General features: G+C 59.6%; 25 protein-coding genes and 1 pseudogene. 7 read left to right on the forward strand and 19 right to left on the reverse strand.

Going from position 1 to position 21,177, the window contains the following annotated elements; all coding sequences use genetic code 11:
• Nucleotides 1–11: 11 nt before the first annotated feature.
• Nucleotides 12–353 carry a tRNA-binding protein gene (locus AF71_RS26945; RefSeq protein ID WP_018857219.1) on the forward strand — a complete coding sequence of 114 codons (342 nt, stop codon included), beginning with the start codon at nucleotides 12–14 and terminating at the stop codon, nucleotides 351–353.
• Here the strand turns inward: AF71_RS26945 and AF71_RS26950 are convergent, their stop codons facing one another.
• From AF71_RS26950 to AF71_RS26975, 6 genes are all read right to left on the reverse strand, one after another.
• The gene (locus tag AF71_RS26950) at nucleotides 354–935 is read right to left on the reverse strand and encodes a DUF1349 domain-containing protein (protein WP_169683855.1); all 582 of its coding nucleotides are present in this window, start codon (nucleotides 933–935) and stop codon (nucleotides 354–356) included. It lies immediately after the preceding gene.
• Nucleotides 936–942: 7 nt separating this feature from the next.
• Nucleotides 943–2,322: an ATP-binding protein gene (locus AF71_RS26955; protein WP_018857217.1), complete on the reverse strand. Its 1,380-nt coding sequence runs from the start codon at nucleotides 2,320–2,322 to the stop codon at nucleotides 943–945.
• Nucleotides 2,323–2,350: 28 nt separating this feature from the next.
• On the reverse strand, nucleotides 2,351–3,052 hold the full coding sequence (locus AF71_RS26960; RefSeq protein ID WP_018857216.1) for a response regulator transcription factor: 702 nt from the start codon (nucleotides 3,050–3,052) through the stop codon (nucleotides 2,351–2,353).
• Entirely contained in the window at nucleotides 3,053–3,550 is a 498-nt protein-coding gene (locus AF71_RS26965) for a MarR family transcriptional regulator (protein WP_018857215.1), read from the reverse strand. It abuts the gene before it with no gap.
• 523 nt (nucleotides 3,551–4,073) lie between these two features.
• Nucleotides 4,074–4,340, reverse strand: coding sequence for a hypothetical protein (locus AF71_RS26970; protein WP_018857214.1), 267 nt, complete (start codon nucleotides 4,338–4,340; stop codon nucleotides 4,074–4,076).
• A gap of 238 nt (nucleotides 4,341–4,578) precedes the next feature.
• Nucleotides 4,579–5,187, reverse strand: a complete 609-nt coding sequence (locus AF71_RS26975; protein WP_169683856.1) for a DUF1236 domain-containing protein — start codon at nucleotides 5,185–5,187, stop codon at nucleotides 4,579–4,581.
• A 217-nt stretch (nucleotides 5,188–5,404) separates the two neighbouring features.
• Between AF71_RS26975 and AF71_RS26980 the strand changes: the two genes are divergently transcribed.
• On the forward strand, nucleotides 5,405–6,052 hold the full coding sequence (locus AF71_RS26980; protein WP_018857212.1) for an MBL fold metallo-hydrolase: 648 nt from the start codon (nucleotides 5,405–5,407) through the stop codon (nucleotides 6,050–6,052).
• A 62-nt stretch (nucleotides 6,053–6,114) separates the two neighbouring features.
• On the opposite strand, the gene AF71_RS26985 is transcribed toward AF71_RS26980, so the two are convergent.
• The 3 genes from AF71_RS26985 to AF71_RS26995 all read right to left on the reverse strand — a co-directional run bounded on the left by AF71_RS26985 (nucleotide 6,115) and on the right by AF71_RS26995 (nucleotide 8,262).
• Entirely contained in the window at nucleotides 6,115–6,525 is a 411-nt protein-coding gene (locus tag AF71_RS26985) for a BA14K family protein (protein ID WP_018857211.1), read from the reverse strand.
• A 141-nt stretch (nucleotides 6,526–6,666) separates the two neighbouring features.
• Nucleotides 6,667–6,882 carry a cold-shock protein gene (locus AF71_RS26990; protein WP_007534130.1) on the reverse strand — a complete coding sequence of 72 codons (216 nt, stop codon included), beginning with the start codon at nucleotides 6,880–6,882 and terminating at the stop codon, nucleotides 6,667–6,669.
• Nucleotides 6,883–7,347: 465 nt separating this feature from the next.
• Entirely contained in the window at nucleotides 7,348–8,262 is a 915-nt protein-coding gene (locus AF71_RS26995) for a DMT family transporter (protein WP_018857210.1), read from the reverse strand.
• A gap of 103 nt (nucleotides 8,263–8,365) precedes the next feature.
• Between AF71_RS26995 and AF71_RS27000 the strand changes: the two genes are divergently transcribed.
• Complete coding sequence (locus AF71_RS27000; RefSeq protein ID WP_018857209.1) at nucleotides 8,366–8,851, forward strand: hypothetical protein; 486 nt, start codon at nucleotides 8,366–8,368, stop codon at nucleotides 8,849–8,851.
• Nucleotides 8,852–8,859: 8 nt separating this feature from the next.
• Here the strand turns inward: AF71_RS27000 and AF71_RS27005 are convergent, their stop codons facing one another.
• From AF71_RS27005 to AF71_RS27015, 3 genes and pseudogenes are all read right to left on the reverse strand, one after another.
• Nucleotides 8,860–10,008, reverse strand: coding sequence for a PQQ-dependent sugar dehydrogenase (locus AF71_RS27005; RefSeq protein WP_018857208.1), 1,149 nt, complete (start codon nucleotides 10,006–10,008; stop codon nucleotides 8,860–8,862).
• 166 nt (nucleotides 10,009–10,174) lie between these two features.
• Nucleotides 10,175–10,492: pseudogene (locus tag AF71_RS27010) on the reverse strand (class GN sortase); the annotation flags it as partial.
• The gene (locus tag AF71_RS27015; RefSeq protein WP_113471212.1) at nucleotides 10,489–10,863 is read right to left on the reverse strand and encodes a hypothetical protein; all 375 of its coding nucleotides are present in this window, start codon (nucleotides 10,861–10,863) and stop codon (nucleotides 10,489–10,491) included. The pseudogene AF71_RS27010 and the gene AF71_RS27015, both read right to left, overlap by 4 nt.
• Before the next feature lie 20 nt (nucleotides 10,864–10,883).
• On the opposite strand from AF71_RS27015, the gene AF71_RS27020 reads away from it, so the two are divergent.
• Both AF71_RS27020 and AF71_RS27025 read left to right on the forward strand, forming a co-directional pair.
• Nucleotides 10,884–11,114, forward strand: a complete 231-nt coding sequence (locus tag AF71_RS27020; protein ID WP_162763449.1) for a hypothetical protein — start codon at nucleotides 10,884–10,886, stop codon at nucleotides 11,112–11,114.
• A gap of 126 nt (nucleotides 11,115–11,240) precedes the next feature.
• Nucleotides 11,241–12,443 (forward strand): pyridoxal phosphate-dependent aminotransferase, encoded by a 1,203-nt coding sequence (locus tag AF71_RS27025; RefSeq protein WP_025661730.1) that lies wholly within the window; start codon nucleotides 11,241–11,243, stop codon nucleotides 12,441–12,443.
• Between the two features lie 87 nt (nucleotides 12,444–12,530).
• Here the strand turns inward: AF71_RS27025 and AF71_RS27030 are convergent, their stop codons facing one another.
• The gene (locus tag AF71_RS27030) at nucleotides 12,531–13,625 is read right to left on the reverse strand and encodes a calcium:proton antiporter (RefSeq protein WP_026371794.1); all 1,095 of its coding nucleotides are present in this window, start codon (nucleotides 13,623–13,625) and stop codon (nucleotides 12,531–12,533) included.
• 230 nt (nucleotides 13,626–13,855) lie between these two features.
• Between AF71_RS27030 and AF71_RS27035 the strand changes: the two genes are divergently transcribed.
• The gene (locus AF71_RS27035; RefSeq protein WP_007534149.1) at nucleotides 13,856–14,137 is read left to right on the forward strand and encodes a DUF2188 domain-containing protein; all 282 of its coding nucleotides are present in this window, start codon (nucleotides 13,856–13,858) and stop codon (nucleotides 14,135–14,137) included.
• 27 nt (nucleotides 14,138–14,164) lie between these two features.
• Here the strand turns inward: AF71_RS27035 and AF71_RS27040 are convergent, their stop codons facing one another.
• Nucleotides 14,165–15,076, reverse strand: a complete 912-nt coding sequence (locus AF71_RS27040; protein WP_113471211.1) for a LysR family transcriptional regulator — start codon at nucleotides 15,074–15,076, stop codon at nucleotides 14,165–14,167.
• A 93-nt stretch (nucleotides 15,077–15,169) separates the two neighbouring features.
• Here AF71_RS27040 and AF71_RS27045 point away from each other — a divergent pair, with 93 nt between their 5' ends.
• Entirely contained in the window at nucleotides 15,170–16,180 is a 1,011-nt protein-coding gene (locus tag AF71_RS27045; protein WP_062372892.1) for an NAD(P)H-binding protein, read from the forward strand.
• 40 nt (nucleotides 16,181–16,220) lie between these two features.
• Here AF71_RS27045 and AF71_RS27050 read toward each other — a convergent pair whose 3' ends face one another.
• From AF71_RS27050 to trxB, 5 genes are all read right to left on the reverse strand, one after another.
• Nucleotides 16,221–17,024, reverse strand: coding sequence for an aminoglycoside phosphotransferase family protein (locus AF71_RS27050; RefSeq protein WP_169683857.1), 804 nt, complete (start codon nucleotides 17,022–17,024; stop codon nucleotides 16,221–16,223).
• Between the two features lie 72 nt (nucleotides 17,025–17,096).
• Complete coding sequence (locus AF71_RS27055; RefSeq protein WP_018857201.1) at nucleotides 17,097–18,221, reverse strand: alkene reductase; 1,125 nt, start codon at nucleotides 18,219–18,221, stop codon at nucleotides 17,097–17,099.
• A 97-nt stretch (nucleotides 18,222–18,318) separates the two neighbouring features.
• Nucleotides 18,319–18,612 (reverse strand): metalloregulator ArsR/SmtB family transcription factor, encoded by a 294-nt coding sequence (locus AF71_RS27060; protein ID WP_018857200.1) that lies wholly within the window; start codon nucleotides 18,610–18,612, stop codon nucleotides 18,319–18,321.
• Nucleotides 18,613–19,153: 541 nt separating this feature from the next.
• Complete coding sequence (locus AF71_RS27065) at nucleotides 19,154–20,050, reverse strand: LysR family transcriptional regulator VtlR (RefSeq protein WP_018857199.1); 897 nt, start codon at nucleotides 20,048–20,050, stop codon at nucleotides 19,154–19,156.
• Between the two features lie 23 nt (nucleotides 20,051–20,073).
• Nucleotides 20,074–21,048 (reverse strand): thioredoxin-disulfide reductase, encoded by a 975-nt coding sequence (gene trxB / locus AF71_RS27070; protein WP_018857198.1) that lies wholly within the window; start codon nucleotides 21,046–21,048, stop codon nucleotides 20,074–20,076.
• Nucleotides 21,049–21,177: the final 129 nt, after the last annotated feature.

Consider the following 21,177-nt stretch of genomic DNA (forward strand, 5'->3'; position numbering starts at 1 on the left):
GGACAACCTGTATGGCTGACGAAATCACCTATGCCGACTTCGAGCGTGTCGACATTCGTGTCGGTACGATCGTCGAGGCAAGTCCGTTTCCGGAGGCGCGAAAGCCGGCCTTCAAGCTGCTGATCGACTTCGGGCCAGAGATCGGTCTCAAGAAGTCGTCGGCACAGATTACGGTTCACTATACGCCCGAGAGCCTTGTCGGTCGGCAGGTTCTCGGCGTGGTGAACTTTCCGCCACGGCAGATCGGCCCGGTCCGCTCGGAAGTCCTGACCTTGGGCTTCGAGGATGAGGCGGGAGCGATCGTTCTTGCAGGAACCGACAAGCCCGTACCGAACGGCAAGAAGCTGATGTGATCAGTGGATCTCGCGCGACAGCGGATCGGTCAGCGAGAAATCGTGGAATACGGCTTCGAAGCCGGCGCGTTGCGGCGAGCAGAATACCGGCCCGACGGCAACCTCTGCATACGCCGGATCGAACCACGCAAGGCGTGCCATGCGCCAATCTTCCATGCGGTCCGTTCTGTATTGAATGAACAGCGCATCGCCATTGCGTGTCACCCGCACGCCCATGCGCTCGAATGTGTGGTCGAGCCGAAAGGCTGACCAATCGGAATTGCCGTTGGTCACGACGACGCTGAAATGCATGGCGCCATCGGTATATTCGATCCCGCATTTCATCCAATGCGTGGCATTAGCCCGTACCATGAGGCCAGCCTGATCGTAGAGTTCCTGGTAGCGTCCCGAGAAGGAAACCTCGGCGGTGAAGTCGCCTTGTCGCGACCGGTGCAGGAAATGTCCGTCGTCGCGGTGGAAGCCGTAATATGTCCCCTGCCAGAAATCGGTCTTGGGTCCCGACCAGACATGCAAATCCCCGCCGCGCATCTCGAAGCGAGGCGGCGGGTTCAGCCATGTCATTGAGCTCGTGTCCATCGTCATCTTTTCCTCACGCGGGCAGGCGGACGGTCGCCCGAAGGCCACCCAGAGGGCTGTCGCCAAGCGTGACGTTGCCGCCGTGGCTTCGTGCGATGTCGCGAGCGATTGCGAGGCCCAGGCCGGTGCCCGAGGCATCGAGATTTCGGGCTTCGTCGAGCCGGAAGAACGGCTTGAAGACGTCCTCGCGGTTCCTTTCTGGAATCCCCGGGCCGTCATCGTCAAAGGTGATCGTCAGCCACTTGGCGCTGTGCCTGGCGTTGATGTCGAGCGTGTTGGCGTAGCGGCGGGCATTTGAGGCTAGGTTGGTCACAAGGCGCGTGAAGGCGTTCGGGCGCACCAAGATCTCGTCGTCTCCGTCGATCGAGTATGTAAGCTTCTTGCCGTCGTGAAGTTCGAAGTCTGCCGCCACTCGTGCGAAGAGCTCGCTGAGCTTCAGGTCGCCAACGTCCTCTTCGACCTCGCTTCGGGCAAACGCCATGTAGGCCTCGAGCATCGACTGCATATCGTTGACGTCGTCGTTCAGGCCGTGAAGCTCCGGATTTTCGCCGGCCAGTGCCAGCTGCAGCTTGAAGCGGGTCAGGATCGTGCGCAGATCGTGGCTCACTCCGGTCAGCATCGCCGTGCGTTGCTCGATCTGTCGCTCGATGCGCTCGCGCATCAGAATGAAGGCAAGGCCCGCACGACGAACCTCATCTGCGCCACGCGGGTGGAAGTTGTCGGCCTTCTGCCCCTTGCCGAAGTTTTCGGCGGCGTTGGCCAGCGCTAGGATCGGGCGGATCTGCCCGCGCAGGAAGAGGATCGATATGCCAATCAGGACCAGCGAGGCGCCAACCATCCACACAATGAAGATGTGAGTGTTGGAGGCATAGGTCGAGCTGCGCCGTGCCAATACGCGAAGGATCTTGTCTTCCAGCTTGATGCGGATCTCGACGAGGCTGGAGTCGCCGAGCGTGTCGATCCAGAAGGGGCGCTTGATCTGATCGCTGATCTCGTCGCTCAGGATACCGTCCAGGATGGAGAAGAAGGGCTTTGTGCGTGGCGATGGCAGATCGCCGTCCGGTTCGATCGAGATCTGCAAGTTCATCTGATCGCGTGCGATACGGGTGACTTCGCTAAAGTCCGTATCTTGCGGATAAGTCTCGATGATCTGGATGATGGCCGCTATGTCGCGCGTGACGGCAGCTGAAAGGCGTTGGGTCACCATCTGCCAGTGGCGCTCCATGAATACGGCGGCGACAACAGACTGCAGGAGCACCATGGGGATAATGATGATCAGCAGCGAGCGGACGTACAGGCCCGTCGGCAGATAGAGCCGAAATCTGCGCAGCATCCACCGCCAGCCGCGGGCGGGCGAGCGGTCGTCGCGCCGAAGAGAGTCGAATGTCACCATTTGGCCGCTGGTCCTGGGGTTGCGACTGTCAATCGATGCTCAATCGGTATCCTATACCACGAACCGTCTGCAGCCAGACCGGATTTGCGGGATCGTCCTCGATCTTGCGTCTCAGGCGATTGATCTGCACATCGATGGTGCGCTCACCGACATCAACATCGTTGCCGATAAGCTCGTGTCGCGGAATGGTATCGCCGGCGCGTTTGGCGAACAGCAGCATGATTTCCTGCTCGCGATCCGTCAGCCGGACGACTTCGGACGCCTTCTTCAGCTCCTTGCGTGTGAGCGAGAAGGTATATGGTCCGAACATCACCTGTTCGATTTTCGGCGCATCGTTCGAGACATTGCGGCGCAGGATGTTGTTGACGCGCAGCACGAGCTCGCGTGGGTCGAAGGGCTTGGCCAGATAATCGTCGGCGCCTGCCTCGAGGCCCTCAATGCGGCTGCCTGACTCCGCCAGCGCCGTGAGCATGATGATTGGCACGTTCTTGATCGTGCGCAGACCCCTGGTCACTTCGATCCCGGACTCACCCGGCATCATGACGTCCATGATGATGAGGTCGAAATCCAAGCCGGCAAGCTTGCGTTGAGCTTCCGCGCCATCCGCGGCCACGGTCACCCGGAAGCCGTTCTCGGTCAAATAGCGGTTGAGCAGGGCGCGGATACGCGTGTCGTCATCCACAACAAGCAAGTGCGCAGCGTCGTCCGAAATCACTGTCTTTGTCGCCATTCAATCCGCTCTCGAGTTTGGTCTATTCCGCATACCTCTGAGGAAGGCCTTTATGCCTTCCCGTACCTCCGGAGAAGCCCCGTCGAATGCTCTCTCAATACGGCGCGATTGCGGCTCCGCCAGAGCAAGAGCAAGCTCGCGCCCCATCTTGGTAGGATAGAGCTTGCGCTGCCGCCTGTCTTCAGGCCCCGCAATCTGTCGAATATACCCCGAATCAATGAGTTGTTTGAGCACTCTTGCAAGACTCTGCTTGGTTATCTTCAACGTATCCAGCAGATCGGCAACCGTCATGCCCGGGTTGCGGTTAACAAAGTGAACGACACGGTGGTGCGCGCGCCCGAAGCCGATCTCTGCCAGGATGGCGTCAGGATCCGAAACGAAGTCACGATAGGAGAAGAACAGAAGCTCGATGATCTCAAAATCGATGGTTTCTGTGTTTTCCATCGGCATTTTCAGCAGTTCGGGCTTGCCCGCCTTTGGGCTCGTCTGGCGTGCCAATTTGGCATTTCCTTTCTTGTTGCGCACCTCGCGGGAAGCTCAGATAAAAATATGCCAGCATTTGACGTATCTTTGCGCCGTTGCTTGCTTCCCCCACGCGTCGCGAAGCCGGAAGGGGATGCCGTTTCCACCGGAAATTTGGCCCCACTTCGCAAACTTCACCACAATGCGTAATTTTCCCCTTTGTCAGTGGATAAAACGTATCGGGGATAACAATCAACAACAATGGCGTACGGGCAGCGGAGGAGAGCGAACGGCTGCGGTGCGTTCGTTCAGTGGAAAAACGCAAAGATCCACGTGTCGACCTATGGGTTTCACGCCGCAAACCTGGTGTTCATGGGAGAACACGGCTGGGCTGTGACGGAAATCGGGCCACACCGGTTTATGCCGGCGACGATCAGCGAAACACTGATGAGCGACTATGTAAGAGAGATAGATCGCGTGGCCGCTGCCGCCGACTATCCTCCAGCAAAGGACAGCGACCGGGTTCCCAGGGAGCCTCGGCCGCTTCTCGATGGGCTATCTATCGTGCGCGGGCGGCTACCGCTCCTACGATCGTCGACAGGATGCCGCCGCCGATCAGGCCGCCGATACCGTCGGCAATCAAACCGGTCATTGCAGCTTCGCCGCCGACCATGCTGAGCAGCATGCCACCGCCGATGCCACCGATCGCGCCGGCGATCGTCCGGGCGACGGTATTGATTGCAACCTGCTTCAACGCGCCGCTTGCGACATTGCCGCCGACTGCACCCGCTATTACCTGTGTGATGATGGGCAATAAGGCTTCCACGATTTCCCTCCTTCGCGTTTCCTCAAACGCCACTGCCGGCTGCGCGATCCGAAAGGATAGCCAGCCCTACAGGCGATCCGACCTCCGACCGGGAGCAGGGGATATCGTCTGAATTTCAGTATTTTATCATGATTGAATATTTAGTGGAATGGAGAGCAACCCACGCGTGAAAGTTTTCCACGCTGTCTGCGCAAAAAAAGGCGCCCGCGGGGCGCCTTTTCCATGTTGTGCGTTACAATCAGTTGTAGACGTAAACGATGCGGCGGCTGCCGGGGTCCACAAGGACCGGTCGATCGTTGATTCGGACATACCGATACTGATAGTCCGGAATTTCCTGGAACGTCACATCAGCCGGCACGGAAGCACCCACGACGACATCGCCACCGAGGCGCACGGTCTGTGCCGGATTGGTCTGGACATAGGTCGTGACGGTTTCAGGTGGGGTAACGGCGTCGACGGAGCCAACCGGTCCAAGCAACTCGTCGCCCGGTGCCGGCTCAGGAGCGACGCTTGCCGTCGTCTCATAGGTCACGACGGGAACGCCTAGATCGGACTGGTGCTGCTCGACGACGACGGTGCTGCCACCCTGTTCGACCTGCAGATACTGAGCATAGACCCAGCCACGCACGACGTTGACGTCAACACGGCACCAGCGGCTTCCCTGGATGCAACCATCCAGCATTGCCTGCGAGCCGCGCGTCGCGATTCCGATTGAGGGATATTGCGGACCGGGGCCTGCGCGAACGTTCAGATCGTTGATGGCCGTGGCAACCATGTCCGCCTGGGCAAGACCGGCGCTTCCCACGACGATCGCGCCAGCCAGGAACAGATTTCGCTTCAAGGTCATCTCGTTTCTCCTTGTCTTAATACAGGCAAGTAACGTTTGGGGTGCAGACGATGTTCCGCCGCCTTCGCTTTCGCCGGTAAACGATTGTATCGACGTGTTAAATTCGAACGTGGCTGGTGATCGAACCCTGAAGCCAGACTGTGTTCACTAAATCGCGGGCTGCGCACGGTGTGATTTCGGACTATAGGAACCCGGGACAAAGACAAGCGAGGCACTCATGGGCATGCTCCAGGCCGGCATTATTCCGGTGACACCATTTCAGCAGAACTGCACGATCCTCTTCGACCCGGAGACCAAGGAAGGCGTCGTTGTCGATCCCGGCGGCGATGTCCCGGCGATCCTCGAGGCCATCACGGCGAACGGGTTCGACATCAAGGAAATCTGGCTGACACATGGCCATCTCGACCACGCAGGTGGAGCTAGGGAGCTCAAGGAAGCCCTTAACATCGATATCGTCGGTCCGCACGAGGACGATCTTCCCTTGCTGCAGCGGATCGAGACCCAGGCGCAAAAGTATGGCATCCCGTCGGGCATGCAGAATGTCGTTCCGGATCGTTGGCTGAAGGATGGCGACAAGGTCTCGTTTGGCACGCACGAGTTCGAGGTGTACCACACACCAGGCCACGCGCCCGGCCATGTCATCTACTTCAATCGCGCACAGAATTTTGCCCATCTGGGCGATGTGCTTTTCAACGGCTCGATCGGTCGGACGGATCTACCCGGGGGCAATCACCAGCAACTGCTCGATTCGATCCGCGACAAGGTCTTGCCGCTGGGCGATGACGTCGGCTTCATTTGCGGACACGGGCCGGGCAGCCGGATCGGCGACGAGCGACGGAGCAATCCCTTCCTGCAAGGGATCTGAGCACCCAAAACAAAAGCGCCGCTGAGAGGCGGCGCTTCGTGTTTGATTGCGCGTTCAGGCGATTAGCCGGCGTTGCAGAAGTGGCTGCGGCCATCGTTGCCGATAAATGTGCCGCTGCGCGGGTCAAACGACCGGTAGCGATAGGAGCAGTAGCGTTCCCACTGCGGAGTCCAGGGCTCGATGTCGGCGGCAACCGGACGATAGTAGCGGGGCGGGGGAGCGCGATAGACCGGAACGGCTTCGTATTCCGGGTCGTAGGGCGGGTCGATGTAGCGCGGCTCATCATAACGCGGCGCGCTTGCAATGGCTGAACCCACAATCAGACCCGTTGCAAGGCCGACGGCGCCACCGACAAGCGCATCATCGCCATGGTGGTGACGGTGCCAGTCACCAGCCGACGCGACCCCGATCGATGATACTGCGAGGGCAGCAGCGGTTGCCGTCATAAGGAGCGTCTTCGCAAGCCTGTTCATTTGTATTTCCCTGTTTTAACCGATACCGGTTCTGCACCTTGATGATGGCAAGGTAAGGGCCGCGATCTGAATGCAGGCTGAATGACAAAACCCGGCATCGCTGCCGGGCTTCAACTCGAATTGACAGCGTTGGCTAGAGGCTCAGCCTGCGATCTGCAGGTTGACAGCCTTGGGGCCCTTGCCGCGGCGGTCCGGCTCCGTGTCGAAGCTAACCTTCTGATTCTCCGTCAGTCCGGCCAAGCCAGAAGCCTGAACGGCAGAAATGTGTACAAAGATGTCCGCGCCGCCCTTGTCCGGCTTGATAAAGCCAAAACCTTTGTCGGTGTTGAAGAATTTTACTGTGCCAGTCTCGGCCATGCGTCAGGTCCTTTTATCTCTGCCCGCCATCCACACGGGCAGCATCACTGATATTGCCTCCTCACGGAGACGTTAGCAGGCAATTATTGAAATGTGAGAAAAAGGTCCCCTCTAGCACAACCAAACTCACCACGGGACTGACGCCCGCTTTCTCGGAATTGGTTGACCGGAATTTTAGCGTCTCCGGCGCGCACATTCTCAAGGACTTCCCATGCTCGCAAAATGCCCGAACACGGTGAGAGTGCTGCGATTATTAAATTTTGGCAAGCAAAAGTTTTTTAACGCGTCTGTGCTGAAAGGCACCTATAGGAGGCATTTTTGCACGCCCAGAGCAAAATTTTGGTCGTTAGCCGCCGCCGAGCAACGCTTTATATCGTTGGCAATATAGTTTGGGAGCAGATTTTGCCAAAAATGCAACGCTAACGCGACTACGCAAAGGCTAAAGTTTTTTTCTTTTCCGGGCGTTCAACCCAAGTTTGGGCTCGGTTTCAACCTCTCCGAAGCTCGACGGCGCGTAATTTCGGGCACCACCTCAACCAGAAGCATGGCGGTGAACATTAGCGCGCAGCCGGCGTAGCCGAGCGGCGGCATGGTTTCGCCCAGCAGCAGAGCGCCGAGCGAGGCGCCGAAGAGTGCTTCAGATGACAGGAAGATCGCTGCCTGCGACGAGGTCGTGTAGCGCTGGCCGATGACCTGCAGCGAGAAGGCGACACCGGACGAGAATATCCCGACGTAGAGGATCTCGGGGGCTGCCGCCCAGACCGCTGCCCAACTGATCGGTTCCGCGACGATGGCAACGACGAGCGCGCAGGCCCCGGTCACCGCAAACTGGGCGGTCGAAAGGGTAAGCGGGCGCCCGGTTTCGGACACTGTGATGCCGGCCAGGGTGATCTGCCCGGCCCAGAAGACCGCGCAGACGACCGTGAGCAGATCACCGGTCGTCAGTGCCGAGAGTTGGCCACCGGACAACATGTAGATGCCGGAAACGGCCATGATCGCGCCGGGCCAGATGATCCAGTGCGGGGAGCGGCGCAGGAAGACGACAGCGATCAGGGGGACGATCACGACGTAGAGGCCGGTGATGAAGCTCGAATTCGTCACGGTCGTCGTCTGCAGGCCGATCTGCTGGGTGGCGGCGCCACCGAATAGCGCAAGACCCGTCAGCAGATAGAGCTTGAGATGGCGCGGCGCGGTCTTTACCCGCGCCTTGCGGGCTTCGAAGAGCATGAACGGCAGGACCGCGACTGCGGCAATCACGAAGCGCAGGCCAATGAACCAGAACGGACCGATTGCCTTCATTGCCGTCGACTGCGCGACAAAGCCGCCGCCCCAGATGGCAGCTGCAAGCAATAGAAGGAGGTTCGCCTGAATGCGCGTCATGTCGTCCTCGGTGCGGGAGAGTATGGGCGAGCGTTAGCAGTTGCCTTTGGTTTGGGCAAGGGTGAAGAATGTCGCCACTGGGTAAGCGCCTGAGAGCAAACGGATGGCAACGAAAACGGTTTCATCGGCGGACGAAAAGGCTGCGCCGCGACAACAGCGCCATGATGCGCCAGCGGGGTATTGCGGCAACTCGCTCACGCGAAAGCTCGGCCTGAGGGAAGGGCAGGCGGCGCTGCTGATCGGTGTACCCGAGATCGCCGAGATACAATCCTTTGAGCATTTCTCCTCCGTTACGAAAGCTTTGCCATCAATGATTGAGCGTCGCTTCGACTACGTGCATGTTTTCGAAGCCCGCCGGGTAGTCCTGGAAGGTATTGCCCGGGCTGTATCGGGCGCTCTCAAGCCCGACGGGATGCTTTGGATTTCCTGGCCCAAGAAGGCGGCGCGGGTGCCGACCACAGTCACCGAAGACGTTCTGCGATCGATATTCGTGCCTTTGGGGCTGGTTGACGTCAAAGTCTGCGCTGTCGATGAGACATGGTCCGCCCTGAAGTTTATGTTTCGAAAGGAACTGCGCGCCGGCCTCTAGGCTTAGTGTCAACCATTGTTTACCGGCGCCCGCGACACTCTTAGCAAGGCACCATCGTCTTCATCCGTGAGGAGCAGCAGGGCGCCGTCGGGTGCGACGATCACATCACGCATGCGGCCATAGGAGCCGTCGAAAATCCGCTCCTCGGCGACGAAAGCTCCGCCTTCATCGCGCTGCATTCGCGACAGCAGCTGGAACTTCAGCGCAGCAACGAGAAAGTTGCCGTCCCATTCGGGAAACATCTTGCCGCGATAAATGGCCAATGCTCCCGGCGCGATCGACGGGTCCCAATAATAAAGCGGTTGCTCAAGCCCTTCCTTGGCTGTGCCTTCGCCGATCTCGGCGCCCGAATAGTCGCGTCCGTAGGTTATGATCGGCCAGCCGTAGTTTTTGCCGGGCTCGATGTAGTTGATTTCGTCACCGCCGCGGGCGCCGTGCTCCGCCGTGTAGAGCTTGCCGTCTGCGGCATCGAAGGCGATGCCCTGCGGATTGCGATGGCCCTTCGACCAGACCTCCGGAAGCGCCTTGCCGCCGTCCTTGAAGGGATTGTCGGTGGGAATGCTGCCATCGGCGTTGATGTGGATGATGGAGCCGGCATCGTCCTTCCAATCCTGGGCACGATCCCTGTCACCACGGTCACCGACACTGATGAACAGCGAGCCGTCCTTGCCGAACGCTATGCGGGAGCCGTACTGGATGTTGCCGCCGGTGAAGCGCTTCATCGTGAAGATGGATTTGACGTCGTTCAGCCTTGTTCCGTCATTTGACAGCGTGGCGCTGAATACCTCGGTGCCGGAGCCGCCCCTGGCCCTGGTCGCGGCCGTGAGGAATATCTGGCGGCTTGTTGCAAAATCAGGCGCGATCGCAACGTCCATCAGACCACCTTGCCCCCGGGCGCTGACTTCAGGGACGCCGGCGATGGGGGCAGAGAGCTTGCCGTCGCGTATGATGCGCAGCCGTCCCGGTCGTTCGGTAACGAGATAGGAACCATCAGGGAGCACCTCCACGGCCCAGGGGTGCTCGAGGCCTGTTGCAATGGTGTCGACTTGAACCTCGACCGTCTTCGTCTTGACGATGTCGGCAGAAAAGCTTGGGGAGGCGGCCAATGCCGCGGTTGCGAGAAAGAAGCCGAATGGAAGCCGTGCAAGTGTCGTCATGGTCTGTCCCAATGCCTGTCGTCTGGTCAACGTGGAGCGTCGTCCACCGGCTTCAACCTCATTCGCGTGGGATAACGGCTTTGTGTTTGCCGATGGCGAGGCGACGATCGGTCGCGGGTAGACGAGTGGGGACCTCTGCTTCGGTGGCGAGATCCGCCCACGGTCAAGGCCTGGTGTCTTCGCTACGAAGTTCGGCGGCAAAGGAGTGCTGCGAGAGAATTTGCGACAGTTCGGCCTTGGCCTTGATATAGAGCCCGCCGGCGATCAGCACCGTTCCGTAAAGCGCAAGAGCGGCGATGCTAACGACAATTGCCTTCTCGATGACGGAGAGACGGGGCAGGCGCATACGGTTTTCCTGCGCTGTATTCGCGTCGTAAGCGGTTGCCGCCGCCGTCGCCATGGCGAGCTCGATATAGGTCGGAAGCGGGCCGAATTCGTCCGCCTCGTGGTTTCGAACTCTGGGTCCCGAATTCACGGGCGTCATTGGCTGGCTCCGGCAAAGACGCCGTGTAGTCGCCGGCGCCAGATGGCCAGCCCGCATGTCGCGACCAGTGCGGCTAGAAGCATAAGGCTGCCGCGGGTGATCCGTTCGTCAGCGCCTGTCGCCCTTTGCGGCAGCTTTACCGACACGGAGTTCTGTGCGCCAAGCCCCACTGCCTTTACCGTTGGCGCGGCTGCCATTTGCGATGTGGCTGACTGTGCGGACACCTGCTGGCTTTCTTCGGCGTAGACCGTCGTTACCAGCCCGAAGGTCATAAGGATCGACGCAGCGAAAGCCACAACTGCAACCAGTAGTGAGATGGATACGCGACGGGCGCGAAGGCGCCTGATGACAAACTCGTCTTCCAGAAACATGGGTATGCCCTCAATAACCAATGCCGGATGCAACAAAATGGGGCTTCGATCTCGGCGTGCTCGCGACCGAATTGCGGCAGGCCGCGGCATTTGTTGCGACCAATTCGTGGCAAGGGCCAAAAGTGCCGAGGATTTTGATTTCCGGGCGTAAATCGCAACTCTCTTCAGAAACTGATTCAAGCACTTCGCAAAATGATTCAGCCAGCCAAACGCGCGAGCTCGCGAATCAGGACGCTGGGTCAGGCGATTGATCACGAAGAATCATTGGCACCATCACGCCTTTGCGCTTGAAATGCCTGCCTACATTGGACATAGAGCTTAGCGCAGAATTCCGGTCCCGGCTTTTCTGCCCAAATCAACCGTATAGGACCGATATCATGGCCTTTCTTGCCGATGCTCTTTCCCGTGTGAAGCCTTCAGCCACCATCGCCGTTTCCCAGAAAGCGCGCGAGCTGAAAGCAAAAGGACGCGATGTGATCGGCCTCGGCGCCGGCGAGCCGGATTTCGATACGCCTGATAATATCAAGAAGGCTGCCATCGACGCGATCAACCGCGGCGAGACGAAGTACACGCCGGTCTCCGGTATCCCTGAACTCCGCAAGGCGATCGCCGCGAAGTTCAAGCGCGAGAACGGCCTGGAATATTCGTGGGAGCAGACGATCGTCGGCACCGGCGGCAAGCAGATCCTTTTCAACGCCTTCATGGCGACGCTGAACCCGGGTGATGAAGTCGTCATCCCGGCGCCGTACTGGGTATCCTATCCGGAAATGGTCTCGCTGTGCGGCGGTACGCCCGTCATCGTTTCGGCGACGCAGGAAAACAACTTCAAGCTCCAGGCCGCCGACCTCGACAAGGCGATCACGCCGAAGACGAAGTGGTTCATCTTCAACTCGCCGTCCAACCCGTCGGGTGCTGCCTATACGCATGACGAACTGAAGGCCCTGACGGACGTGCTGCTGAAGCATCCGCATGTCTGGGTGCTGACGGACGACATGTACGAGCACCTGACCTATGGCGACTTCAAGTTCGTCACGCCTGTCGAAGTCGAGCCGAAGCTCTACGACCGCACGCTGACCATGAACGGTGTTTCGAAGGCTTACGCGATGACCGGCTGGCGTATCGGCTACGCAGCAGGCCCGATCCAGCTGATCAAGGCCATGGATATGATTCAGGGCCAGCAGACCTCAGGTGCGACCTCGATCGCCCAGTGGGCTGCCGTCGAAGCGCTGAACGGTACGCAGGATTTCATTCCCGCGAACAAGAAGATCTTCGAAGGCCGCCGCGACCTCGTCGTGTCGATGCTGAACCAGGCAAAGGGCATCACGTGCCCGTCGCCGGAAGGCGCCTTCTACGTCTATCCGTCCTGCGCCGGCCTGATCGGCAAGACCGCGCCGTCGGGCAAGGTGATCGAGACCGACGAAGACTTCGTTTCTGAACTGTTGGAGAGCGAAGGCGTTGCCGTCGTTCATGGCTCGGCATTCGGCCTCGGCCCGAACTTCCGCATCTCCTACGCGACGTCGGAAGCGTTGCTCGAGGAAGCCTGCAAGCGCATCCAGCGCTTCTGCGGCGCCTGCAAATAGTCAGAACTATCTCGAAACAAAAGCCCGCCGGAGACGGCGGCGCCGGAGACGGCGGGCTTTTTGTTTGCAGGATTGGAGTTGGCGGTGTCAGAGATCCAGCGCCGACAGCATCAGGAACGTTACAAAAAGGATGAAGTGCGTCATGCCTTCGATGGCGTTGGTCTCACCGTCGTTGAGGTTGATGGCCGCCGCAATCAGCGTAATCGCCACCATCACGGTCTGCACCGGCGTCATCGCCATGATGAACGGTTGGCCGGTGTAAAGGGCAATGGCCTCCATGACCGGAACCGTGAGGATGACGGTCGATAGCGACGCGCCCATGGCGATGTTCACGGTCGCTTGCATGCGGTTTCGCAGCGCCGCGCGAAGGGCCGTCAAGATCTCGGGCGACGCCGAGATCGCTGCGACAACGATGGCGGTCAGGACAACGGGAGCGCCAGAATTCCGCAGGCCTTCCGTCATGAAGGTCGACATGAATTCCGCGAGCAGGCCGATGATGACGACCCCAACCAGGATGGTGGTGATCGACGCGGTCGTGGAGTCTTCGATCGAGTGCTCATCCGGATCGCCTTTCCGCTCGCTGCGAGGATAGGCGTAGCTGAAGAAGTAACTGTGCTGACCGACCTGCATGCGCAGGAAGAGTGCGTAGAGGGCGATCATCGCCAGGATGGTGAAGGCGGAGTAGTAGTGCCACTTTTCCGCCGGCACGAATTCCGGAACGATCATCGAGATACCCATGGCGGTCAGGATCATCACGCCGTAGGTCTTGCCCGAGTTGTCGTTGTACGGCTGCTCGCCGTGCTTCAAGCCGCCGAGCAGCGCGGCGAGGCCGAGTATGCCGTTGATGTCGAGCATCAGGGCTGAATAGATCGTGTCGCGCACGAGCGTCGGAGAGCTTTCGCCGGTCATCATGATCGCGAGGATGATCACTTCCACTGCAACTGCCGACAGCGTCAGGATCATCGTGCCGTAGGGGTCGCCGACCTTGATCGCGAGAATCTCCGCATGGTGGGCGACACGGATTGAGGCAAGGACGATGGTGGCGACGAGCCCAGCAGCGGCGATCAGCGATATCTCACGCCCCATTTCAAGAAATGCATGTTCCGACACATAGGCGATAGCCGCGACGCCTATCGCCAACACCAGGAACGTTTCGTCTTTCAGCCGCGACGCGATTTTCACGGAAAGCTCCGAGTTCGATTCATCCGACAAGTCTAAAACGATGATTTTGCATGGCAAGCTAGTGAGCGGAGGGAGTAAGTTTGCAGTCTTGAGAATTTAATGGAATACTAACGCATCGGTCAGCCGGAAGCATATCGCGGCGCCCTCTCGTTTCCTCCAACGCGGCCCGCGCACTGGATGCCATCCGGTCAGTATTCGAGCGCGAAACAAGAAGAAGAGGAGTGAGAGGCATGGTCAAGGTGGTCTACGAGGTCGTTCCTCACGACGGAGGCTGGGCCTACCGGTTGGGCGGTGTCTACTCCGAAGCATTCCCGACACACTCCGAAGCGCTTGAGGCAGCCCGTATCGTTGCAGCTGAACAGCAGGTTGGCGGTGATTCCGCCGAGATCAGCTGGCAGGATGACAAAGGTAAATGGCATGAGGAGTATGCCGAAGGCGGAGACCGGCCGGAGACTGAGGTTGTCGACGGCACCTGGAAAAGCCATTCCAGCGAAGCCTCGCCGCGCGCATGAGCACAGGGGTCATCATCCATGTGATGATCAACCCCGGCGTTTATGCGCAGTTCCCTTGGTGTAATTCAACAGGCCGTCTACCAGCGCGTCGAACGTGACGCGGTAGCGGCGTGCCGTTTTGATCCCTTCGTGCATGACGACCCACGTGTCGAGGGGTATCCGGAAAAGTTCGGGCAGAACCGGCAACAGATCTGGGTCCTGCGCGGCGATGCCCATCTGGCAGATTCCAATCCCCAGACCCGCACGAATGGCCGAGATTTGCGCGAGCGGGTTGTCGCTCTTGAACGCAAAGACGAGATTGTCTGGCAATGGAAAGCGCGCCATCATGGTCCTGATATAGGCTGTCTGCCGGTCGAAGCCGACGAGGCGATGTCGTGCGAGGTCGGCCATCCCCAGTGGTGCGCCGTGTTGCGCCAGGTAGCGCCGGTGGGCGTGAAAGCCGAGCGGTATCTCTCCGATGCGGCGGCCGATAAGTTGATCCTGGGTCGGCTCTGCCATCCGGACGGCAATATCCGCCTCCCGATTGAGAAGGTCCTCGATCGCGTCGGACGCCGAAAGCTCGATGTTGAGATCGGGATGGGCAGCCATCAGCGGTGCAAGGATGGGAGGCAGTACCTCGACGCCGATGACCTCGCTGGCGCTTATCCGGACGGTGCCGGCAACCTGCTCTCGATGTCCCGAGGCAGTTCGCAGCAGGGCGGCGGATGTCGCTGCGAGCGTTTGGGCATAGGGTTTCAGTTCAAGGGCTGCATCGGTTGGCAACAGACCGTTCGGCGAGCGGACGAAGAGTTGCGAGCCGATTGAATTCTCGAGCGCATCGATGTGCCGTCCGACGGTCGGCTGCGTCAGGCCGAGGTCACGTGCCGCCGCAGAAAGCGACCCGTGTTCCAGCACAGCCAATAGCGTCCGGTAGAAATGCCAGTCCGGTTCTCTCTTCATGCATTTATGTATATCTGCGACACGAGATTCGTCAATTTCGTTTATCCGAAAATGCCCGCATGATTGGCTCAGTTCAAATTGACGGAGATCATCATGACTGGGCAGAACGGACAGGTTGCTCTGGTACTGGGTGCAACAGGCGGGATCGGAGGGGAGGTCGCTCGGAAGCTCGCCGCGTGCGGTTGGCATGTGAGGGCGCTGAACCGCGATGCAGCGAAGGCTCGCGCGAAAGCGCCCGACTTCGAGTGGGTCCAAGGCGACGCGATGAACGCCGAGGATCTCGTGACCGGGGCGCGCGGCGTCAGCCTTATCATTCATGCTGTCAATCCGCCGGGCTACCGCGATTGGGAAAAGCTCGTTCTCCCGATGCTCGACAACACCATCGCCGCTGCACATTCGGTTGGTGCGCGCATCGTTCTGCCGGGCACGGTCTATAATTTCGGACCGGATGCCTTTCCGGTTCTTCGGGAGGATAGTCCACAGCAGCCCGTGACGATGAAGGGAGCGATCCGCGCCGAAATGGAACGGCGACTGGAGATTGCCTCGCGCAGTGGCGCGCGCGTCATCATCGTTCGGGCCGGCGACTACTTCGGGCCGGGGGCTGCCAACAGCTGGTTTTCGCAAGGCATGGTCACGCCGGGAAAGTCGGTCGAGGCCGTCAAGAACCCGGCCCGGCCGGGTGTCGGACACCAGTGGGCGTACCTGCCCGATGTTGCTGAGACGATGATCCGTCTGGTCGAGCGTGGTGATCGCCTTCCGCCCTTCGCCGTGTATCACATGGATGGCTTCTGGGATGCCGATGGCAGCCAGATGGCCGCTGCAATCAAGCGGGTTGTCGGCAGTAGGATAAAGACGCGGGCCTTCCCGTGGTGGATCGTGCCTCTGGCCGCCCCGTTCGTCACCTTCATGCGCGAGTTGAAGGAAATGCGGTACCTTTGGCGCGAGCCGCTGCGGATGTCGAACGAACGGTTGGTTGCCGAACTCGGCAGCGAGCCTCATACCCCGATCGACGACGCTGTTCGTAGCTCCCTGGTCGCACTCGGGTGTCTGGCGGCTGAGCCGAACGAACTCGAGGCTCGCGCGTCCGCGCAGGCGGTGTATTAGTGTTGTTTTTGCCTGCCTCGGCGAGGCTCCTACGGCGTGCCTATCCCTGCTGTAGTTCGGCAAGCGCAATGCGCGCGACTGCGAGGGGGCTTTGGGCCAGTTCCGTCGATCCGCCGCCCAGAAACCAGGCCGCCGACAAGCCGGAATAGGCGACTATCCATTGCAGCAGCCGTTTCGGCTCTAGGCCAGTTTCGGTCGCGACGATCCGGAGTTGCCTCTGCAGACGGCCCGGGGAAGTGACTGTCGGAAGATCTGGGTTGGCGAAGATGTTGGCGTAGTCGAAGCCACGCTCGCCGATGAGGCCTTTGGGGTCGATTGCCAGCCAGCAGTCCTCGCCGAAATCGAGGATGTTGCTGTGGTGAATGTCGCCGTGCAGGACCACGGGATCGCTGATATTTCCAAGCAGTATTCCAGCGATGTGGTTGCACTCGGCCAGAATGCCGTCATGGGCACGTGCTGCCGGCTCCAGGTCACGAAACCAGCGGGCCAGTGGAATGAGGTCCGGCAAAGGCTGTTCGCGTGGGGCGTGAAGTTCTGCGACGGTGCGGCACATGATGCGGGTCGCCGTATCGTCCGCGCCGTCCATTGCCATTCCCAACAGCGAGCGATGGCCCATTGCACGCTCGAGCAGAACTGCCTCGTTGTCGTGGGCGTAGACTTTCGCTGCCCCGATGCCACCCCACCATTGCATCAAAGCGCCGCCAGCCTGCTCGGCCTCGTCATTGGAGATTTTCAACATGGCGGGTTTGCCGTCCCGGAGAACGGGCAGGAGGTGGCTGGAATGAGTGATGATCGGTTCGCCGTCGACGGTCAGTCGCCAGCGCTTGATGTACGACTCGAACATGGCGCCATGTTAGCTAGGCGCTAGAAGAAGAAAATCCCGCCGAATGGCGGGATTCCGTTGGCACTTGATGGTTCAGGCGGCCTTTTCGATCACGGGATAGTCGATGTAACCCTTTGGTCCGCCGCCGTAGAAGGTGGCCTGCACGGGCGTATTCAGTGGCAGGTTCTTTTCCAGACGTCCCACGAGATCCGGATTGGCGATGAATGGCTTTCCGAAAGCGACGAGATCGGCGCGGCCGCTCTCGACGGCATCAATCGCCAGGTCCCGGTCGTAGCCGTTGTTGACCATCCACTTCGCCTTGCCGCCAGCCTTTTCATAGGCCTGGCGCAGAGCCTTATAGTCGAAGGCGGCGTTGGTGCCCTGCTTGAAGTCGCGGTCGCCGCCGGTCTGGCCTTCGATGACGTGAATATAGGCAAGATCATATTTCGCCAGGCCTTCGATGACATGGGTGAAGAGCGCTTGCGGGTTGGAGTCGTAGCTCTCGCCCGAAGGCGTGACAGGCGAAATGCGAATGGCTGTACGGCCTGCGCCGATTTCCTTGGTCACGGCGTCTACCACTTCGAAAGTGAAGCGGGCGCGGTTTTCGATCGAGCCACCATACTGATCGGTGCGGTCGTTGACGCCGTCGCGCAGGAACTGGTCGAGCAGGTAGCCATTTGCACCGTGAATTTCCACACCGTCAAAGCCAGCGTCGATCGCGGCGCGCGCAGCTTTGCGGTAATCCTCGATGATGCCCGGGATTTCCGAGGTTTGAAGGGCGCGCGGCTCGGAGGTATCGGCAAAGGCGCCAGTGCCATCGTCATTGACGAGGTACGTCTTGGCCTTGGCGATGCGGTTCGTCGAAGAGACGGGCTTGCCGCCGTTCGGCTGCAGCGTCGTATGCGAGATACGGCCGACATGCCACATCTGCACGACGATCTTGCCTCCTGCTGCGTGGACGGCATCCGTCACTCGCTTCCAGCCGTCGAGCGCTTCCTTCTTGTAAAGCCCGGGAACGTCCGCGTAACCCTGACCCTGATGTGTGATGGCCGTTGCCTCGGTGATGATGAGGCCGGCCGTCGCACGCTGGCGGTAGTATTCGACGTTCAGGTCGTTCGGAACGGCACCCGGCGAGCGGTTGCGCGTCAGCGGCGCCATCACGATATGGTTCTTGATGGCAATGTCGCCAACCTTTGTCGGTTCGAAAAGCTTGCTCATGAGAGTCCTTTCTTGGTGCGGGAGGATCACTCGGCCGAGGCCGAAGATGGGGGAGGAGGTTACGATGCGAGCCCAATTAGGGCCGCAGCCGCATACGCTACAGATCCTTCGAAAGTTGCTTGAGGAAAGCCGCGATGGTCTCCTCATTGCGCTTGTAGAAGATCCACTGGCCAACGCGTCTCGTCGTCACAAGCCCTGCTCTGTTCAGGGTCGCGAGATGCGCTGATACGGTCGACTGAGACAGGCCGCAGCGCTCAAACTGGCTGGCGCAGACGCCCATCTCAAACGGATGTTCCTGTGTGGAGAAATGCTCCTCAGGTTTCTTCAGCCAGTTCAGAATTTCCATCCGGGTCGGATGGGCGATCGCCTTCAGGATCTCGTCTTTTTCCATCGTCGTTCTTCGAATTATAAATCGTCCGTAGACGATATATGGATCGGCAACACTCGATATGCAAGACACGACGGCGTGATTTGCTGCTCTTTCGGATCTGGCTAAATTCTGGGCAAAAAAAGAGGGCCGCCGAAAAATCGGGGCCCTTTAAAGGTGTGAAGGTCAATAAACCTCCAGAGGGGAACAGCTAACGCGGTGGCACTGGGAGAGAAGCCACGAAATGCATCAGCTGAGTGGGATATGCTGCTTCAAGAGGCAGATTGCAATGCATGTTTGCGCATGCCTGCTATGCGCTGCACAATTTTCTGCTGCAATGCGAAAAAATCGGGCAAAAAAAGAGGGCCGCCGAAAGATCGGGGCCCTTATAGGTGTGAAGGTCAAAACCTCCAGAGGGGAACAGCTAATGCGGTGGAACTGGGAGGAAAAGCCACCGTGTGCATCAGCTGTGTGCGATATGGTGCTTTAATGAGCAAACGGCAACCCCAGTTTATGCATGCCAGACATGCGCATATTGCACAGCTTGTATTTCTAGGGTGAGCAACTAGAAGTTCCAGTTGCGTGCCTTGCTGACGATGAAGTCGCGGAAAGCCTTCAGCTTGGCGGCATTTTTCATTTCGTCAGGATAGCAGAAGTACGTATCAAACGACGGAACGTCAGCGTTAATCGGCAGCTGGATGAGGCCAGGATCTCGTCCGACGATGTAGTCGGGCATACAGGCAACGCCCATGCCGAGCAGGCATGCGCGCTTGATCGAGGTCTGGCTGTTGATCTGCAGATGCGGGATGCGCTTGTTGTCGGACGAGCGTCCAGCGACCTCAAGCCAGTTGACATCGAGCAGGTAGCTCGGCGCGGGCTCGCCAAAGGTAATGATACGATGGTTGTCGAGGTCCTCGACCGTCTGCGGCTCGCCATGGCGGTTGATGTAGGAGGGGGCCGCATAGACGTGCATGTGAACGGTGAACAGCTTGCGCTGGATCAAGTCGGATTGCACCGGCTGGCGCAGGCGGATGGCGCAATCCGCGTAGCGCATGTTCACATCCACTTCCTCGTTGTCGAGGATCAACTGGATCTGGACATCCGGGTAGAGCTGCATGAACTCCTGGATCTTGTCGGTCAGCCAACCCTGGCCAAGGCCGACCGTCGTCGTTACGCGCAGCTTTCCGGTCGGCGTTTCCGTCGTCTCGGTTAGCTGCATCTTCACGGTTTCGAGCTTCAGGAGCACGTCGTGGGCGGTGCGATAAAGCAGTTCGCCCTGTTCCGTCAGAATCAGACCGCGCGCATGGCGGTGAAAGAGCTTTGTGCCGACATCCTGCTCGAGTGCGCTGACCTGACGGCTGATCGCGGACTGGGACAGATGCAGTTTATCCGCCGCATGCGTGAACGAACCCGCTTCGGCAGCTGCGTGAAAGATACGCAGCTTGTCCCAATCCAATGGCATTCCCCCACCCCTCATAGCCGGTCCTACTCTGCGGCCACGGCGACGGGCATATGGCCCGTCAGATATCGTTCGGCTTCGAGAGCTGCCATGCATCCCAAGCCGGCGGCGGTGATCGCCTGGCGGAACGTGTCGTCGGTCACGTCACCAGCGGCATAAACGCCTTCGAGGCTGGTCGCCGTCGAATCCGGTGCGGTCCAGAGATAGCCATTATCCTTCAGCTTCAGCTTGCCCTTGAAGAGCTCGGTTGCCGGGGCGTGTCCAATAGCAACAAAGACGCCGTCGACCGCAACCTCGGTGATCGCACCCGTGCGCGTGTCGCGCAGGCGAGCGCCCGTAACGGACGGCGGCATCGGCGGCTTGGCCGGCGTGCCGGTGATTTCAGCGACCTCGGTGTTCCAGAGGACCTTGATGTTCTCCTTCGAGAACAGCCGTTCCTCGAGGATTTTCTCCGAACGGAAGCTGTCGCGGCGGTGAACGACCGTCACCGACTTCGCGATGTTGGAGAGGTATAGCGCTTCCTCCACGGCACTGTTGCCGCCGCCGACGACGATGACGTCCTTGTTTCGGTAGAAGAAACCGTCGCAGGTCGCGCAGGCCGAGACGCCGAAGCCCTGGAAATGCTGCTCGCTCTCGATGCCCAGCCACTTTGCCTTGGCGCCGGTCGCGATGATCAGGGTATCGGCGGTCCAGACTTGGCCGCTGTCGGTGCGGGCCACGAACGGGCGCTGGTTCATCTCGACTTCGGTGACGATGTCGTTGACGATTTCGGCGCCGACATGCTTTGCCTGCTGCAGCATCTGATCCATCAGCCAAGGTCCCTGGATGGGATCGGCAAAGCCCGGATAATTCTCCACATCCGTGGTGATCATCAGCTGTCCGCCTTGCTCCATGCCGGCGATCAGCACTGGCTTCAGCATTGCACGGGCTGCATAGACGGCAGCCGTGTAGCCGGCAGGGCCGGAGCCGATAATGAGCACCTTGGTGTGGCGGGCGGACATGGGTATTTCCTTTCGACTGTCGGGAGAGCGGCGGCTAAGAGGCGAATGAGGCCGTTTCGCGATCCATTCGCCATTTATGAACGTCCAGTGCTTTTATTCAAGGGCAGCCCTGCGTTACCAACAAGGCTT

The sequence above is a fragment of the Rhizobium sp. 57MFTsu3.2 genome, from assembly GCF_012932765.1.
GTDB classification, from domain to species: Bacteria; Pseudomonadota; Alphaproteobacteria; order Rhizobiales; family Rhizobiaceae; genus Rhizobium; species Rhizobium altiplani.

What these genes read in the sequence shown, in the direction of transcription:
- AF71_RS26945 (WP_018857219.1), top strand. Translation starts at nt 12, where the DNA reads ATGGCTGACGAAATCACCTATGCCGACTTCGAGCGTGTCGACATTCGT.
- AF71_RS26950 (WP_169683855.1), bottom strand. Translation starts at nt 935, where the DNA reads ATGACGATGGACACGAGCTCAATGACATGGCTGAACCCGCCGCCTCGC.
- AF71_RS26955 (WP_018857217.1), bottom strand. Translation starts at nt 2,322, where the DNA reads ATGGTGACATTCGACTCTCTTCGGCGCGACGACCGCTCGCCCGCCCGC.
- AF71_RS26960 (WP_018857216.1), bottom strand. Translation starts at nt 3,052, where the DNA reads ATGGCGACAAAGACAGTGATTTCGGACGACGCTGCGCACTTGCTTGTT.
- AF71_RS26975 (WP_169683856.1), bottom strand. Translation starts at nt 5,187, where the DNA reads ATGACCTTGAAGCGAAATCTGTTCCTGGCTGGCGCGATCGTCGTGGGA.
- AF71_RS26980 (WP_018857212.1), top strand. Translation starts at nt 5,405, where the DNA reads ATGGGCATGCTCCAGGCCGGCATTATTCCGGTGACACCATTTCAGCAG.
- AF71_RS26985 (WP_018857211.1), bottom strand. Translation starts at nt 6,525, where the DNA reads ATGAACAGGCTTGCGAAGACGCTCCTTATGACGGCAACCGCTGCTGCC.
- AF71_RS26990 (WP_007534130.1), bottom strand. Translation starts at nt 6,882, where the DNA reads ATGGCCGAGACTGGCACAGTAAAATTCTTCAACACCGACAAAGGTTTT.
- AF71_RS26995 (WP_018857210.1), bottom strand. Translation starts at nt 8,262, where the DNA reads ATGACGCGCATTCAGGCGAACCTCCTTCTATTGCTTGCAGCTGCCATC.
- AF71_RS27000 (WP_018857209.1), top strand. Translation starts at nt 8,366, where the DNA reads ATGGCAACGAAAACGGTTTCATCGGCGGACGAAAAGGCTGCGCCGCGA.
- AF71_RS27005 (WP_018857208.1), bottom strand. Translation starts at nt 10,008, where the DNA reads ATGACGACACTTGCACGGCTTCCATTCGGCTTCTTTCTCGCAACCGCG.
- AF71_RS27015 (WP_113471212.1), bottom strand. Translation starts at nt 10,863, where the DNA reads ATGTTTCTGGAAGACGAGTTTGTCATCAGGCGCCTTCGCGCCCGTCGC.
- AF71_RS27020 (WP_162763449.1), top strand. Translation starts at nt 10,884, where the DNA reads ATGCCGGATGCAACAAAATGGGGCTTCGATCTCGGCGTGCTCGCGACC.
- AF71_RS27025 (WP_025661730.1), top strand. Translation starts at nt 11,241, where the DNA reads ATGGCCTTTCTTGCCGATGCTCTTTCCCGTGTGAAGCCTTCAGCCACC.
- AF71_RS27035 (WP_007534149.1), top strand. Translation starts at nt 13,856, where the DNA reads ATGGTCAAGGTGGTCTACGAGGTCGTTCCTCACGACGGAGGCTGGGCC.
- AF71_RS27040 (WP_113471211.1), bottom strand. Translation starts at nt 15,076, where the DNA reads ATGAAGAGAGAACCGGACTGGCATTTCTACCGGACGCTATTGGCTGTG.
- AF71_RS27045 (WP_062372892.1), top strand. Translation starts at nt 15,170, where the DNA reads ATGACTGGGCAGAACGGACAGGTTGCTCTGGTACTGGGTGCAACAGGC.
- AF71_RS27050 (WP_169683857.1), bottom strand. Translation starts at nt 17,024, where the DNA reads ATGTTCGAGTCGTACATCAAGCGCTGGCGACTGACCGTCGACGGCGAA.
- AF71_RS27055 (WP_018857201.1), bottom strand. Translation starts at nt 18,221, where the DNA reads ATGAGCAAGCTTTTCGAACCGACAAAGGTTGGCGACATTGCCATCAAG.
- AF71_RS27060 (WP_018857200.1), bottom strand. Translation starts at nt 18,612, where the DNA reads ATGGAAAAAGACGAGATCCTGAAGGCGATCGCCCATCCGACCCGGATG.
- AF71_RS27065 (WP_018857199.1), bottom strand. Translation starts at nt 20,050, where the DNA reads ATGCCATTGGATTGGGACAAGCTGCGTATCTTTCACGCAGCTGCCGAA.
- trxB (WP_018857198.1), bottom strand. Translation starts at nt 21,048, where the DNA reads ATGTCCGCCCGCCACACCAAGGTGCTCATTATCGGCTCCGGCCCTGCC.